The following is a 13,911-nucleotide window of genomic DNA, read 5'->3' as shown; positions in this document are numbered from 1 at the left end:
CGTTGTCGCTGCACCGCGTCGCTATCGCGCCTCGCGCAGCAGTGCCATCACCGCGTTCAGATCGGGCTGACTCGCCAGATCGGCGACCGCCTTGCTGATGTCGTCGGCCCGATCGCCGGAGAAGGTACGTTCGGTGTTGAGCCGGAACTTGGTGGCGAGTTCGGCTGCGGACAGCGGGTTACCGGGGCCACCCCGGTTCACCTCGACGCGTTCGGTGCGGACGCGCCCGTCGTGCAACCAGGCCGTGAGGACAGCGGGGAACTGCCGAGGAAAGATCGCGTCGCAGCGCGGGTCCGCGATACAGGTGACCCGAGCCGCGAGGGCGAGCCGGTCGGGGTCCGCGGCCGCCGCATCGGTGAAGTCCTGGTGGAACACGCCGAGGCCGCCACCGCCGAGTAGCGCGGCCGCCACGGTGTACGGGCCGGAGAAGGCGGCGTGGTAGCCCGATTTCGGGCGGATCTTCTCGGCGTACGGTTCGCCGATGGTGCGCGAAACCGCAGTCGGCACACCGAGTTCGATGCGCTCGATATCGTCGGCGGTGATGCCATCGGCGCGCAGCCGCAGCGCCGCGTCGATGCCCGCGTGGGTGAAATGGTTGCAGGGGTAGGGCTTGAAGAACACGCCGGGCAGCTCCCAGTGCGTACCGAGACCGTCGAGGATCGCGGCCGGGTTGCTCTGCTCGCCGCAGAAGGCCTGCAGCAGGCCGAACCGTCCCTCGAAGACCGTCGGCGGCCCGGTCAGCCCGGCGCGCGCGAGGGCGGCGGCGGTGACCGCGGAGTGCGCGGCCCACCCGCAGTGCACCCGCTTCACCGTGCCGCCGGTGCGGTTGGCTTCCAGCAGACCCGAGCCCATACTCGCCGCGATGCCGATCGCGTGGGCGATGCCGTCGGCATCGGCGCCGGACAGCATCGCGGCGGCCGCGGCGCCACCGAGGGCGCCGCAGATGGCGGTCGCGTGCAGGCCACGTTCGAAGAACACCGAATTGCCCAGCGCTTCGTCGTAGCCCGCCATGCCCACGCGTACGGCGATTTCGACTCCGACGGCGATGGCATCCAGCAGCGCGGCGCCATCGGCATCACGGGATTCGGCGACCGCGAGGGCGGCAGGCACCACCGTCGCCGAGGGATGCAGAACCGAGGGCAGATGCGTGTCGTCGAAATCCATGGCATGGGCGAGGGTCCCGCCGAGGAGCGCGGCACTCGCATCAGGCCAGCGACCAGGTAGGCCGAGTGCCGTGGCCCGCGGTGCGCCGCCCCACTCCGTGATCACCTTGCGCACGGCGTGCGCCGGTGACGTGCCGAGCGCGGCGATACTGTTGCCCAGTACATCGAGCACTCGTCGCGCGGCGTCCGCGCGCAGCTCGTCCCCGACGCCACGCTCGCGCGCCGACGCGGCGAAGGCGGCCAGCCGCGCCACGATGGTGGCGTCGTTCATCGGCTGACCGCCGCGAGCGGGCGAATAGGGGAGCCGGTGCCGCCCACGATGCGCAAAGGAGCGAGCAGGAAAGCGAATTCGCTGATCCCGGCATCGGCGAGATCCTCCAGCGCGAGGTGCTCCATGATGTAGATGCCGGATTCGACGAGCAGCACCCGGTGCACCGGCAAGATACTGTGGCCTGCCCCCGGCGCTATGCACTCGTAGGCGGTGGTGTCGGAACCGGTCGCCGGCACCTCGTGATCGGCGAGCCAGCGGGCCGCGTCGACGCCGATCCCCGGGACACCGGTTTCCTGACCCAGGTAGGCGCCGGGTTCGGCGAACAGCCGCGACCATCCTGTCCGGATCAGCGCGACGTCGCCTGCCGTCACCTGGACTCGCGCCTGCCGGGCGGCCGCTTCCAGATCGTCCACCGTGATCTCGTAGCCACCGGGGAGGGTGTCGGTCTCGTGCACCCGAGCGATGTCGAGCAGAACGCCGCGGCGCAGCATGCCGGGCAGATGTTCGGCGCCGTGCGCGCTGAACCTGCCGCCACGCTGGGCCTCCTGCGCGTCGACTCCGCCGTTCAGTGCGCCGTCCTGGCTGACGTGGCTGAGTGCGTCGATGTGGGTGCCGACATGTCCGCCGGTCACGATGATCTCGTTGGCGGCCGAGCCGCCGTCGGCCCGCACCATGTCACCGTGTCGGCGCGCCAACGTCATGCGGAAGCCGGGATGGTTCGGCGAGCACGGCATACCGGTGAAGAAGGGCTGCCCCAACTCGATCAACCGGATATCGCCTCGCACGGCCACGATCAACGGATCGATGGCGGCTTCTTCGGGCACGGCGGGCTCGTGCGGTCGTGGTGTCGTTGTCATCGGATCACCCCGGCGGCGCGAAGCTCGGCGATGGCGCTCGCGTCGACGCCGTAGCGACCGAGTACCTCATCGGTGTGCGCGCCCAAAGGTGGCCCGGTCCACCGTATTTCACCCGGCGTCTGCGACAGTCGGAACAGGATGTTCTGCATGCGCACCGGGCCCAGCTCGTCGTCGGGCAGCGTGATGATCGATTCGAGTGCCCGGAACTGGGGGTCGGCCAGCACGTCGGCGGCGGTATAGATCGGCGCCACCGCGGCCTCGGCGTCGTCGAAGGCGTCGATCACCTCCTGGGTGCTGTGCTGTGCGATCCAGCCGCCGACCGCCGCGTCCAGTTCATCGGCGTGCCCGGCCCGTTCGCTGCCGGAGGCGAACCAGGGGCGATCGATGAAATCGGGTCGTCCGACCAACCGCATCACCCGTTCGGCGACCGATTGCGCGCTGGTGGAGACCGCGACCCAGCCCCCGTCGGCGGTGCGATAGGTGTTGCGCGGCGCGTTGTTCGACGACCGATTGCCCATTCGGGGTTGTAGCTCGCCGAGTTGGTCGTAGGCGATGATCTGCGGGCCGAGCAGGGTCAGGATCGGTTCGATGATGGCGAGGTCGACCTGCTGGCCGTGACCGTCGTGTTCGCGGGCGCGAAGGGCCGTCATGATCGCGAAAGCGGTTGTCAGCGCGGCGATTCCGTCGGCGAGCCCGAAGGGTGGCAGGGTGGGCGGGCCGTCCGGTTCACCGGTCACGGCCGCGAAACCGCTCATCGCCTCGGCGAGCGTGCCGAAGCCGGGTCGTCGCGCGTACGGCCCGAACTGACCGAACGCGGTGACCCGTGCCAGCACCAGGCGCGGATTGATGGCACGCAGTTCGGGGTAGCCGAGTCCCCATCGCTCGAGGGTGCCGGGCCGGAAGTTCTCGATCACCACATCCGCGTCGGCGACCATGCGCCGGAAGATCTCCTGTCCCTGCGGCGAGCCGAGATACAACGTCACCGACTTCTTGCCACGCCCGAGCATCTTCCACCACAGCCCGATCCCGTCGCGCTGGGCGCCGTGGCTGCGCACCGGATCGCCCTGGGGATGCTCGATCTTGACGACGTCGGCGCCGAAATCGGCGAGCAGGGTGGCCGCCAGGGGGCCGGCGAACAGCGTCGCCACATCGAGCACGCGGATTCCGGCTAGCGACTGCGCCATCGCTCACTCCTTCACGGCGCGAGAGTTTCCTCTACCGAAACAGTCAGGGGGCTCGCGGCATTGACTACCAGCGCATGCTACTGCGATGATCGCAAAAATGGTAATGCTGTTTCGCACAGAGAAACTTGGAGGTTTGCTGTGCCCGCGACCGAACTGCTGATCCGCAATGCCCGCGTGGTACGTCCGGACGGCCCACCGTCGGAGAATCCCGAACCCCTCGACATCGCGATTTCCGGGGGCACGATCGACGCGATCGGCCCGAACCTGCCCGTCGACGACCGCACGCGGGTGATCGATGCCGACGGCCTGCTCGCCTTCCCCGGCGTCGTCGACGCCCATCAGCACTGGGGGATCTACCGCGATCTCGCCGCCGACACCGAGAGCGAGAGCCGGGCCTGCGCCCAGGGCGGCGTCACCACCTCGCTGACCTACATGCGTACCGGGCGCTACTACCTCAACCGCGGCGGTTCCTATCGCGATTTCGTCCCCGAGGTCCTCGACCGGATGGCCGGACGATCCCAGGTGGACTACGGCCTGCACCTGGCGCCGATGACCGCCGAACACATCGACGAAATTTCCTATCTCGTCGAGGAATTCGGCATCGCCTCGTTCAAGATCTTCATGTTCTACGGCGGCCACGGCCTGCACGGCCGATCATCGGACCAGGCCGAGTTCCTGATGATCCCGCCGACCGAACGCTACGACCTGGCCCACTTCGAATTCGTGATGCGGGGAATCCAGCGCGCCCGCGAGAAGTACGGCGACCACATCTCGCTGTCGCTGCACTGCGAGACCGCCGAGATCATGGCCGCCTACACCGCGCTGGTCGAGCAGGACAGCACGCAGACCGGCCTGCGCGCCTACAGTGCCTCGCGCCCAGCGCATTCCGAAGGCCTCGCGATCACGATGGCCTCCTATCTCGCACACGAGACGGGCCTGGCGAACATCAATCTGCTGCATCTGTCGTCGGAGAAGGCCGTGGCGGCCGCGCTGACGATGGCCGAGGCGTTCCCGAACGTGAACTTCCGTCGCGAGGTCACCATCGGCCACCTGCTCGCCGATGTCGACACCGCCCACAGCATCGGCGGCAAAGTGAATCCGCCGTTGCGTGAGCGCGCCGATGTGGAGGCGCTGTGGCGGCATCTGCTGGCTGGCGATATCGACTGGGTGGTCAGCGATCACGCGTGCTGCCGGGCCGAACAGAAGTTCGGCGCCGATCGCGAGGATGTGTTCCTCGCCAGATCCGGCTTCGGGGGCGCCGAATATCTGCTTCCCGGCTTGGTCGGTGAGGGGCGCAAGCGTGGCCTGTCCCTGAACCGCATCGCCGAACTCACCGCGGCCAACCCCGCCCGTCGGTACGGGCTGAGCCGCAAGGGGCACCTGGCCGCGGGATACGACGCCGATGTCGTGCTCGTCGACCCCGGCGCGCGATGGACGGTGCGGGCGGCGGACTCCGAATCCGCCCAGGAATACACACCTTTCGAAGGCTTCGAGATGACCGCGAGCGTCACCGATGTGTTCCTGCGCGGAAACCACATCGTGCGAAAGGGGCAACTGCAGGGCCCCGCGCACGGCCGCTATCTGCGGCGCGGCCCGGACGGCAGCTGATCGGCGCCGACCGTGCCGCCGGGAGCGCGTATCACTGGTACGTGGGGTCGGTCCACTGTCCGATGGAACGGGAGCGGACCGGCTCGACCAGCCGTGGTGCGAGGCTGTGCGCGAAGTCGGGTCCCCAGTTCGTCGCGTCGCCGGATATCTCGATCTTGGCGTTGTCGGTGTACCAGTCGACGAGATCGGCGTCGGAGCGCACGATCCAGGTGCAGCCGTGTTCGGCGTCGGCGGTGAAGTCGCCGTGGCGAATCAGGGCGGGCCGCCAGAAATAGGTTCCGGGCCACATCTTTCCGAAGTTGTAGTCGAAGCCGCCGTCGAGGCAGTAGGCCTCCTCGCTGCACGGATGATGGGCGAGGGGTTCCTCGCGCCATCCGGGCTTGGCCTTGATGAGACGGGTGTAGAAGCCGGTTTTCACATCGCGCTGCAGCAGTTTGATGTACAGGCCGGGGACGGGAGTGCCGCCCAGGTCGAAGCGCATCGGGCTGCCGTCCTTGACGTCGATCCACGGCATCGCCGCGGTGTCGAGGACAACCAGTTTCTGGTCTTCGCGGACGAAATCGCGGTCCGCGTCGGCGATATCGAAGTGCCAGTCGCCCCCTTCGCGGAAGAGCAGGATCTCGGTCCCCTCGGCCACGGAGACGGCCGGGGTCCACACCCCGGTCGGCGCCATCCAGAAACCGTGGGGACCGAGTTCGGTATCGCCGATGGTGACCCGGCCGGACAGCACGTACCACTCGGTCGCGGCGTGGTGTACGCCGGCGGGCCGCGACCAGTCGCTGGTGAAGCGGACCTTGAGCGAGGCGGAGCCGTCTTCCTCGTCGTAGCTGAGATTGCGTTGTTCGGCACTGCCGGTGGCGTGCTGGAACTCGGCGGGGTGTTGGATCAGATCGCGTTCGTCGATGATTTCGACATGTGGACGCATGGGGTCCTCCTGAAGCGAAAGGTAATTCCACTACAGAATGTACTGGTTATTAATAACCAAGACAAGATGTATCGTTTATTGCTGTGAGCAAGCCAGGACGCCCAGCCGGTCCCGCCGCCGAGACCGCGCAGCTCGTGCTGTCCGCGGCCTTGGATCTCCTGCTCACCGAGGGCGGGGCCGCGTTGACGCCGCAACGTCTGCACGCGGTGACGGGCGTGGCCAGGACCACGATCTACCGGCACTGGCCGATGCCACGCGACTTCCTCGCGGCCCTGATCGCCGTCGCCCCGCACCCGGGTCCGCAACCGTCGGGTGACCCGGCCGCCGACCTGCACGCCGAAGTCGATCTGCTGTGTGATCGCTTGCGCGACAAGCCCGTTGCCGCCTTCCTGCGCGCGCTCGTCACCGCCTCGTCGACCGATCCGGACTGCGTGCCGCTGCGTCAGCGTTACGTCATGGACTTGCTCGCACCGATCCATCGTGCGGTCCGCGCGCTCGCTGTCGACGCCGAGTGCGACGTCGAGGAGGCCGCCATGGCGATCGTCTCGCCGTTGCTCGTCGACGCGCTGCTGCTCGACCGGGCGGCCGATCGGAGCCGGGCGCATCGCGCCGTCGACGACCTACTGGCGCGGGCTACCGGTCCGACGCGGCACCCGATCTCCTGAGGATGAGCAGATGAGCAACGCTGTCGGCACCCGAGCCGTTTTCGGCGTGATCGTGCCGAGCACGAACACTGTTGTCGAACACGACTATTGGCGGGCCGCGCTGCCCGGCATCACCTACCGTTCGGGATCGATGTACATCCCGAACCCGGTGATGGGCAACGACGCGGATTTCCGAGCCCTCCTCGGCCAGATCCGCGCCTCGATCGATACCGCGGTGCGCGATGTGCTGACCGCCGAACCCGATCGCCTGGTGATGGGCATGTCCGCCGAGACCTTCTGGGGTGGGGTAGCGGGCAACGCGGCCTTCGAACAGCGCCTGCGCGAACGCACCGGATTGCCCGTGACGACCGGTGCGAGCGCCTGCCGGGCCGCCCTCGGTGAACTCGGTTGCCGTCGGATCGCGGTGTTCTCGCCGTATCAGCCGATCGCCGACAGGGAGGTCGGCCGGTTCTTCACCGAGGCGGGATTCGACGTTGCCGCGATCACCGGCCTGCGCTGCGCCACCGCGACGGACATCGCCCGCGTCGAGGCCGACCGGCTACGCGAGGTCGTCGCCGACATCGACGGACCGGATGTGCAAGCGATCGTCCAGGTGGGCACCAACCTGTCCTTCGTCGCCCTCGCCGACCAGCTGGAGCGGGAACTCGGCAAGCCCGTTGTCGCCATCAATGCCGCCACGCTGTGGCACGCACTGCGTGAGCACGGCCTGGACGACCGTGCCCAGGGCGTGGGCAGGCTGCTGCGCGAGTACTGATCCGCGGTGCGACATCGCGAGTGCTCTTGTTTCTCTCATTGGAACGGTGTTTCCTATACGAAAGCTTGTTCCAGGAACGGAGAATCGCGTGTTCGTATCAACTCGGCGTGTTTCCATACTCGCCCTGGCCGCTGTGGCGCTGAGCCCGCTCTCGGCGGCGCCCGCGGGGGCGGACCCGACCGACTACGGCAACCTGTGCATTCGCGCGCAGACGCAGACCGCGGATCTACACCCGCGCAAGTTCGAACACGAGGGTGGAACCCTCGCCAATGTCGACTATCCGGACGCGGCCGGTTTCGCTGCGTCCAAGCCACAGCTTCGCCCGCTCACCACCACGCGGTACACAACCTATGAGGACAGCGCGAGAACTCAGCCGAAACAGGTGCGGTGTAAGGGGAAATCGGCCGATCACATCGCCGTCGAATACGGTGCGCGCGTCACGGGCGAGGAAGGCACCTGCGCGGAGGTCAACGAGCGGACGGTGCGCGAGGTCACCAAGGAGCTCACCAACGACGAACGAAAAGCATTGGTGTACAAGCCTCGCGACATCGTCATCGACCCCGACACCATCGCGGCGACCGGTCAGGAGTGGGTCGCCGAATTCCCCACCACGACCGTCGATGCCGGCGGAGTCCTGCATATCCCGTCCAAGGCGTTGTACGTACCCTTCGACACCCCCGGTATCCCGGAGGCGTTCAAAGGGCAGCACTACTGCACGCTGGTCGCACACGCCTATTTGAAGCGTGTGATGCTCGGGCAGGTCATGTCGTAGAAAAGTGCCTGATATCCAGTCTTCTTAACATCGGCGGTCCGGTCTGTTTGAATAGATGTATGTGCAGATGGATGGCTTACTCAGGGGAGCCGATTCTCGCTGAAGAACTGTTGTTCAAGCCGCGGCACTCATTGATAGACCAGAGTTTGCATTCACGCCTCGGAGCGACAACGACCAACGGCGACGGTTTCGGGATCGGCTGGTATGGCGAGGGTGACGAGCCCGCGATATTCAAGAGCGTCGAACCGGCGTGGAACGATCGAAATCTGCGTGAGGTCGCCGGTCAGATCCGGACGTCGATGTTGCTCGCCCATATCCGCGCGTCGACCGGGACACCGGTGCAGCGGAGTAACTGCCATCCGTTCCGGCACGGGCGATGGCTGTGGATGCACAACGGAGCCCTGCGCGGGTTCCGTGAGGTCCGCCGCGACCTGGTCACCGCGATCGATCCAGAATTGTTCTGCGACCTCGAAGGATCGACGGATTCGGAGACTCTGTTCTATCTGGCGTTGACCTTCGGCCTCACCGACGATCCCCTCGGCGCCGTCGCTCGCGCGGTCGGCTTCGTCGAAGATGTCGGTCGCCTGCGCCGGGTGGAGAACCCGGTCCAGATGACCGTCGCGACGACCGATGGAAAATCCCTGTGGGTCTTCCGTTACTCGAGTGAACGACAGTCCAGATCGCTGTTCTTCTCGACAAGGATCGCTGACCTGCGGGCCCTGCACCCGGAGGTGGACGTCTTGCACCGCCTCGGCGACCAGACCCGTTTCGTGGTGTCGGAACCACTGCGCGACCTTCCCGGCGCCTGGAACGAAATACCCGAATCCTGTGCCGGAACAGTGCGGGCCGGGGCGGACGAACTGGTGGATTTCCAGCCCGTTTCGCCGGGCTGAGTTCGCGGGATCGATCAGTCGCGGCGGCGGATCAACTGTCCGCGTCGGTTCGATGGTGGAAAGCGTCGACCGCGGCTTCGACGGTGGGATAGAAGTGCGTCCGGTCGAACCGATCGCCGACGCCGAAGCGGATCAGCTTGTCTTTGATCGGTCCCTTCATTTCTGCGAATTTCAATTGAATTGCTTTGCCCGCGAGGTAATTGTCGAGATCGACGAGTTCGTCGACGGCCGTCGTATCCAGATCGGTGATGGGTTCGGCGGCGATGATGACCCATTCGATCGGGGGCGGAGCCTCGGCGACGACCGAGCGAACATACTCGTCGAAGATCTGTCCGTTGGCGAAGAACAGGGGTGCGTCGAACCGCACCAGCACCAGGCCCGGGATGCGCTGCCCGTCGGGGTGGCGCTCGACGTCGTGATAGCCGGGACGGTCCGACGTCCGGACGAGTTCGGTGCGGTAGGGCTGCCAGGCCCGCGCGACCACCGCGACGAAGGACAGACCGATCGCGACGACAATGCCCTGCAATACGCCGACCAACGCGACTCCGACGAACGCGGCTGTCGCGAGGGCGAATTCCACCGAACTCATGTGCCACATCCGGACCATGCCGGGGATATCGATCAACGCGGTGGCCGCGACGATCACGACCGCCCCGAGGGTGGCGTCGGGCAGGTACGCGGTGAGCCCGGGGGCGAGCAGCACGAAGAGCAGAACAGCGAGTGCGCCGACGACACCCGCCAATTGGGTACGGGCGCCGCTCTGTTCGGCGACCGGAGTTCGCGATCCGCTCGCGGAGACGGGAAATCCACCGAACAGGCCGCCCGCCACATTGGCGACGCCGATCGCCTTCATCTCGGTGCTGCCGTTGACATCTTCGCCGTGCCGCGAAGCGAAGGTCCGCGACAGCACGCCGCTGTCGGCGAACGCGATCAACGCTATCCCCGCCGCGGGTCCGATCAGATGCACGATGTCGTCCCAGTCGATGCCGCCGATGGAAGGCAGCGGCAGGCCTTCGGGCAGGGCGCCGACCATGCCGATGTCGTCGGTGAGTCCGGCGGCGGCCGAGATCACGATCGCGCCCGCGACCGCGACCAGCACTCCCGGTACCGCGGGCAGCCACCACCGGAAGGCCACGATGACAGCGAGCGTGCCGATGCCGATACCGGCCGCCACGGGATCGATATCGCTGTGGACGACGGACTGCCCGATCTCGGCGATTTCGGCGAGCACGCCGGTGGCGTCCACGGAGAAGCCGAGCAGTTTGGGAAGTTGCCCGACGACGACGATGAGCGCGATCGCGTTCAGGTAGCCGAGCCGGATGGGTTTGGACAGCAGTTCGGTGACGAACCCGAGCCGAAGGAATCCACCGACGAGCAGGATGAGCCCGACGAGAACGGCGAGGACTCCCGCCAGCGCCAGTGCACGGTCGGGATCGTCGACGGCGGCCAGCGGTAGCACCGCGGCCGCGATCAGCGGGGCGAGGGAGGAATCCGGGCCGAGCACAAGGATTCTGGACGGCCCGACCACCGCGTAGGCCAACAACGGCACGATGGTCGCGTAGAGACCCGCGTACGCGGGAAGTCCCGCTGCTTCGGCGTAGCCCATACCGGCGGGGATCAACAACGCGGTCAGGACGAGGCCCGCGGTGATATCGGCTCGCAGCCACGCACGGCGATATCCGAGGGCTGTCGCGATCCCGGGTAACGCGGTGACGCGGTCCTTCCACGACATGGTCGGGTGCCTCAGCGCACTCGTGCGCGGCCGGAGGCGGTGGCCGCCGGGTCTGCGTGCATTGTGTGCGCGGCCATAGCGGGCCGTCCTTCTCTCAATGGGGACCCTTCGGCAGGGTAGGCGGTTCCACTAGATCGTAGCCATCGACGGGACGCTGTGCGGGTCCTCGCCTGCGACCTCGACCGGGTAGACGCCGACAGCTTGCCGAGCGGCCTTTTCGACGAGCAGCGGAATGAAATCGCGGACACGGGCATCGGCGAACCGTTCATGGATACGCCGCACCAGCAGTTCGATCTCCGCCGGTGACTCCGCGGGGAATCGGGCGATCAGGCGTTCGATCACCTGATCGATCTGCACAGCTTCGTTGTCGTCGCGCATCATCCACCGCCTGCTCGTTCAGGACTCACCGGTCTGGTCATATCGCCCGCTGGGAATCGTCGGCTTCGCACCCTTCGACGGTCAGGCGCGAGAGCACATCCACGACGGCGGCCGGGCCGCCGGCCACCAGGGCACCGCGTTGCCGGACGGCGCCGTTGCCACTGGTGAGTACCTCCGCCAACGCGTCGCGGGTGAATTCGTAGTCACCGGATTCCTCCAGGGCGCAACGGACGTGGCAGAGCAGCTGAGTGAGGGCTGTGGGGAATCGAGTGCCGGAGAGCCCGTCGCGGGCGGCGTAGCTGCACGCTGAGCGCAGGCGCGTGCGGGCGATCGGAACGGCGAGTTGCCCACTGTCGATGGCAGCGACCGAGGTGACCACGAGGGCCCGCACGAAACTCGCCAACAGGGCGGTTTCCACGACGGTGGCGGGCACGTCGCTGATTCGGATCTCGATGGTCGGCAGGTGCGCGGACAATCGCACATCCCAATAGACCATCGCGGGGTCGAGAATGTGTCCGTCCTCGGCGAGGCCCGCGACGATGTCGTCATAGTGGGCCGCTGACCGGAAATGCGGTGGTGGGCCCGCGCTCGGCCACTGCGCCCACACCATATGGCGCCAACTCGCGTGCCCGGTATCGATGCCCTCGGCGATCGGCGAATTCGCTGTCAACGCCAGCAGCGCGGGCAGCCATGGACGCAGATGATTGCTGACCTGCACCGCGAGGTCGCGCTCGGGGACGCAGACATGGACGTGGCAACCGCAGGTCACCTGATCGGCCAGCGCCCCGAAGTGTTCGGCCATGCGCCGGTTTCTCGGCGTCTCGGTGATGGAACCGGCAGGCGGGCCCCAGATCGGCACCCCCACCGCCAACGGAAGCGAACCGGACCGAGCCGCCGCGGCGCTGATCGCGACCCTGGCCCGTCGGACCTCGCGATGTACCGCCTCGATGCTCGCGCAGACGGGAGTGCAGGTTTCGATCTGGCATTGCGAGAGCTCCAGCTGCACATCGATGTCGGTCTCGGCTGCCGCCACGGTGGTGTTGGTCAGGGACGGGCATCCGGTGGCCGGGTCGATCAGCACGAACTCTTCCTCGACGCCGACGGTGTACGCGCGGACATCGTCGGGGTGCAACCGATCGCGTCGGTCGATCGACAGGGACGCCATCGTTCCTCCTGGTCGGCGCCTCGCTCCCCGATGGACGAGCTATCGGGGAGACATCCGAGGAGGACTCAGCGTTCGGGTCGCCAGGTGGAGACAGCCCAGATGATCACGACACTCAGCGCGATGATCACGATGGACCATGCCGGGTAGTACGGCAGCGACATGAAGTTCGCGACAATGACCAACGCGGCGATTCCCAGCGCGCTGTAGCGACCCCACGTCGATCCGACCGCGAGGCCGACGCCGCAGATCAGCGCGAGCGCGCCGAGCACGACGTGAACCCAGCCCCACGTCGTGGTGTCGAACTCGTAGACGTATTCGATGCCGGCGACATACAGCTGGTCGTCCGCGATCGCGGAGATCCCCTGCAGAATCGAGACCGCCGCCAAGATGATGAGCATGAACGCGGCGGAGATGGATATCCCCTCGGCGATGGCCTGCCGCTGGAAGGGCTCGGCCTCGGGCGTGATGTTGTGCACCGTAGACGGGTTGCCGGTGGTCATGGTCGACTCCTCGGTGATGCGGAGGACCGCCCACTCGACACCAAGCGATCCGCCGTTGAATGGAATGCAGGTCCTGTCGAAACTTCTACATGTTCGAATCCATTTGCCAGTGGACCACCGGTGGTGGTGGTTGTGACGACGAGGGTGATGCTCCCTCTTTTTCGCGCGCGAGTATTTCGCTCGGTGTCGTGGTGCATCATCGAGAATCGCATGCCCAGCGAAATTGTCTGCGGGGGTGCAGTATCCGCATTCGTAGGGTTGCTCAGAGTTTACCGGAGTGGATTCCTTTTAACAAGATGCGGTGCAATTGCGAAAGGTGAATGCGATCGGGGGACCGGCTGTTGGCTGGTAAGGATGGGTGTTCACAAGGTGTCACCGTCGCGACCCGAAGTGGGGCGACGACCCGGATCGACCGAGGCTGACGATCGATCGAATCGATTGCCGGGTAATTGCCTCGGATGCTGAAGGTGCTTATTCGGCGGGATTGCCCGATGTCGGTAGTTCGGCGTAGAACTCGCGGAGTGCGGAGGTGACGCCGACGAGTACGCGGTGGGCGGCGGTCAGGTCGGCGTCGGGCAGCGCGGCCAGCGCGGCGCGGGTGCGGGCGCTGAGCGGTCCGAAGAATCCGGACGCGACCGACATGCCGTGGTCGGTATAGCTCAGGTTGACTCGGCGTCGGTCCGTCGGGTCGGACATGCGTTCGAGATGGCCGGATTCGATCATGCGCTCGACCAGGTAGGTGACGGCCGGTGCGGAGACGCCCATCAACTTGCTCAACTGGCCCGCACTCACCGGCGAGCCCTCCGCGTCGGCTGTCGCGACATGCATCAGGGCGCGGAAATCGTTCGGGCGCAGGTCGTGCGATCGCGCGAAGACGTGCCCGATCTGTTCGGAGATCGCGGTCAAGGCACGGAGATCCCTGGCTATCTCGGTCTCCAACTCCGGCCGACCGACGGCTGGTTCTGTGTCGGCGGTGTCGTCATCCACGCGCGATCTCCTGTCTCTGCTCGACAGAGAGCTTAGCTGCCACAACCACCGGCTTTG

At 66.7% G+C, this 13,911-nt stretch carries 14 protein-coding genes; 5 read left to right on the top strand and 9 right to left on the bottom strand.

The annotated features are described in order from the left end of the window. Positions 1-21 precede the first annotated feature (21 nt). Genes QX204_RS20900 through QX204_RS20890 form a run of 3 tightly spaced genes read right to left on the bottom strand, consistent with a single transcriptional unit; the run spans position 22 to position 3,475 of the window. Complete coding sequence (locus QX204_RS20900; protein ID WP_301901663.1) at positions 22-1,434, bottom strand: MmgE/PrpD family protein; 1,413 nt, start codon at positions 1,432-1,434, stop codon at positions 22-24. After that, entirely contained in the window at positions 1,431-2,291 is an 861-nt protein-coding gene (locus QX204_RS20895; RefSeq protein ID WP_301901661.1) for a cyclase family protein, read from the bottom strand. The genes QX204_RS20900 and QX204_RS20895 overlap by 4 nt, the downstream gene beginning before the upstream one ends. Then, positions 2,288-3,475, bottom strand: coding sequence for a CaiB/BaiF CoA transferase family protein (locus tag QX204_RS20890; protein ID WP_301901659.1), 1,188 nt, complete (start codon positions 3,473-3,475; stop codon positions 2,288-2,290). The genes QX204_RS20895 and QX204_RS20890 overlap by 4 nt, the downstream gene beginning before the upstream one ends. Positions 3,476-3,613: 138 nt before the next feature. On the opposite strand from QX204_RS20890, the gene QX204_RS20885 reads away from it, so the two are divergent. Continuing rightward, entirely contained in the window at positions 3,614-5,083 is a 1,470-nt protein-coding gene (locus QX204_RS20885) for a dihydroorotase (protein ID WP_301901658.1), read from the top strand. A 31-nt stretch (positions 5,084-5,114) separates the two neighbouring features. Here the strand turns inward: QX204_RS20885 and QX204_RS20880 are convergent, their stop codons facing one another. Further along, positions 5,115-6,008, bottom strand: coding sequence for a DUF4437 domain-containing protein (locus tag QX204_RS20880; protein ID WP_301901657.1), 894 nt, complete (start codon positions 6,006-6,008; stop codon positions 5,115-5,117). Positions 6,009-6,091: 83 nt separating this feature from the next. Between QX204_RS20880 and QX204_RS20875 the strand changes: the two genes are divergently transcribed. The 4 genes from QX204_RS20875 to QX204_RS20860 all read left to right on the top strand — a co-directional run bounded on the left by QX204_RS20875 (position 6,092) and on the right by QX204_RS20860 (position 9,092). After that, positions 6,092-6,673 (top strand): TetR/AcrR family transcriptional regulator, encoded by a 582-nt coding sequence (locus tag QX204_RS20875; protein WP_301901656.1) that lies wholly within the window; start codon positions 6,092-6,094, stop codon positions 6,671-6,673. A gap of 10 nt (positions 6,674-6,683) precedes the next feature. Next, positions 6,684-7,427, top strand: a complete 744-nt coding sequence (locus QX204_RS20870) for a maleate cis-trans isomerase family protein (RefSeq protein WP_301901654.1) — start codon at positions 6,684-6,686, stop codon at positions 7,425-7,427. A gap of 88 nt (positions 7,428-7,515) precedes the next feature. Then, a complete protein-coding gene (locus tag QX204_RS20865) occupies positions 7,516-8,199 on the top strand; it encodes a pterin-binding domain-containing protein (RefSeq protein WP_301901652.1) in 684 nt (227 codons plus the stop codon). A 71-nt stretch (positions 8,200-8,270) separates the two neighbouring features. Continuing rightward, positions 8,271-9,092 (top strand): class II glutamine amidotransferase, encoded by an 822-nt coding sequence (locus QX204_RS20860; RefSeq protein ID WP_301901650.1) that lies wholly within the window; start codon positions 8,271-8,273, stop codon positions 9,090-9,092. 31 nt (positions 9,093-9,123) lie between these two features. Here QX204_RS20860 and QX204_RS20855 read toward each other — a convergent pair whose 3' ends face one another. The 5 genes from QX204_RS20855 to QX204_RS20835 form a co-directional block, all read right to left on the bottom strand. Then, complete coding sequence (locus QX204_RS20855) at positions 9,124-10,824, bottom strand: SulP family inorganic anion transporter (RefSeq protein WP_301901648.1); 1,701 nt, start codon at positions 10,822-10,824, stop codon at positions 9,124-9,126. A 129-nt stretch (positions 10,825-10,953) separates the two neighbouring features. Then, complete coding sequence (locus QX204_RS20850; RefSeq protein WP_367620139.1) at positions 10,954-11,205, bottom strand: three-helix bundle dimerization domain-containing protein; 252 nt, start codon at positions 11,203-11,205, stop codon at positions 10,954-10,956. 34 nt (positions 11,206-11,239) lie between these two features. Then, positions 11,240-12,367 carry a carboxylate-amine ligase gene (locus QX204_RS20845; RefSeq protein WP_301901646.1) on the bottom strand — a complete coding sequence of 376 codons (1,128 nt, stop codon included), beginning with the start codon at positions 12,365-12,367 and terminating at the stop codon, positions 11,240-11,242. A 65-nt stretch (positions 12,368-12,432) separates the two neighbouring features. Beyond that, positions 12,433-12,867 carry a DUF7144 family membrane protein gene (locus QX204_RS20840; RefSeq protein ID WP_301901644.1) on the bottom strand — a complete coding sequence of 145 codons (435 nt, stop codon included), beginning with the start codon at positions 12,865-12,867 and terminating at the stop codon, positions 12,433-12,435. Between the two features lie 471 nt (positions 12,868-13,338). Next, a complete protein-coding gene (locus QX204_RS20835; RefSeq protein ID WP_301901642.1) occupies positions 13,339-13,854 on the bottom strand; it encodes a MarR family winged helix-turn-helix transcriptional regulator in 516 nt (171 codons plus the stop codon). Positions 13,855-13,911 lie beyond the last annotated feature (57 nt).

This window comes from Nocardia sp. PE-7 (assembly GCF_030486425.1).
Lineage (GTDB): Bacteria > Actinomycetota > Actinomycetes > Mycobacteriales > Mycobacteriaceae > Nocardia > Nocardia salmonicida_A.
The sequence above is the reverse complement of the archived record's forward strand: the minus strand, read 5'-3'. Positions and strand labels throughout refer to the sequence as shown.